1 protein-coding gene is annotated in these 1,410 nt (G+C 67.5%); it reads left to right on the top strand.

Features of this window, described 5'->3' with window-relative positions; translation table 11 throughout:
* Positions 1-2 precede the first annotated feature (2 nt).
* Complete coding sequence (locus DKL51_RS32705) at positions 3-1,403, top strand: IS30 family transposase (RefSeq protein WP_109965923.1); 1,401 nt, start codon at positions 3-5, stop codon at positions 1,401-1,403.
* The last annotated feature ends 7 nt before the right edge of the window (positions 1,404-1,410 follow it).

Consider the following 1,410-nt stretch of genomic DNA (forward strand, 5'->3'; position numbering starts at 1 on the left):
CGATGGGCAGTGGGCCGGGGCAGAAGCGGGTTCGGGAGTATCGGGGTCAGATTCCTTCGCCGGGTCGACCGACGGTGGCGTGGCGTGAGGACCGGGTCAAGTTCTGGGCTGCGATCAGTCGCGGTGTGATGACCGAGGACGCGGCCGCGGGGGCTGGTGTGTCGTCGCCGGTTGGGTTCCGGTGGTTCCGGCACGCTGGCGGCGTGAATCCTGCGTTGCCGCCGACGGTGTCGGGCCGCTATCTGTCGTTCAGTGAGCGCGAAGACATCGCTCTGTCGCGGGCGCAGGGCCTGGGCGTTCGGGAGATTGCACGCCGGCTCGGCCGAGACCCGTCGACGATCTCGAGGGAGTTGCGGCGCAACGCCTCGACCAGGACGTACCGGTTGGACTACAAGGCCTCGACCGCGCAGTGGCATGCGGAGCGTCGAGCCCGCCGGCCGAAGACCGCGAAGCTGCTGGCCAATGAGCGGCTCCGAGAGTACGTCCAGCAACGGCTTGCGGGCGTGATCCGGACAGCGGCCGGCCGGCCGGTTGCGGGACCACAGGGCCCGCAGTGGAAGGGCCGCAACAAGCCCCACCGGGGCGATCGGGCATGGACTATCGGATGGAGCCCGGAGCAGATCTCCCGAAGGCTCAGGGCCGAGTTCCCGGAGGATGAGTCGATGCGCATCAGCCACGAGGCGATCTACCAGGCGCTCTATGTCCAGAGCCGTGGCGCCCTCAAGCGTGAACTCGTCACCTGCTTGCGGACCGGTCGGGCGCTTCGCGTCCCCCGAGCACGGGCGAAGCAACGCGCGTGGGCGCACGTCACGAGTGACACGCTGATCAGTGAACGGCCCGCTGAAGTCGCGGACCGCGCCGTCCCCGGGCACTGGGAAGGGGATCTGATCATCGGGTTGCAGCGCTCCGCGATCGGGACATTGGTCGAGCGGACGACGAGGTTCACGATGCTGATCCACCTGCCTCGTGAGGCCGGCTGGGGTGTGATCCCGCGGACGAAGAACGGTCCTGCTCTCGCCGGATACGGGGCGATCACGATGAGCAAAGCCCTCGCCGAGACGATCACCCAACTGCCCGAGCAGCTGCGCCGGTCGCTGACGTGGGACCGCGGCAAGGAGTTGTCTGCGCATGCACGCTTCACGGTCGAGACCGGCGTCCCAGTGTTCTTCGCCGACCCGCATAGCCCTTGGCAACGCGGCACCAACGAGAACACCAACGGGCTGCTGCGGCAGTACTTCCCGAAAGGCACCGACCTTTCCAGATGGAGCGCCGACGAGATCAACGCCGTCGCCCATGCGCTCAACCGCCGACCGCGGAGAACTCTCGGCTGGAAGACACCAGCCGAAGCCCTCGACGAACACCTACGATCGCTCCAACAACCTCGTGTTGCGACGACCGGTTGAATCCGCC

The organism is Micromonospora globispora (genome assembly GCF_003857015.1).
Classification (GTDB): Bacteria; Actinomycetota; Actinomycetes; order Mycobacteriales; family Micromonosporaceae; genus Micromonospora; species Micromonospora globispora.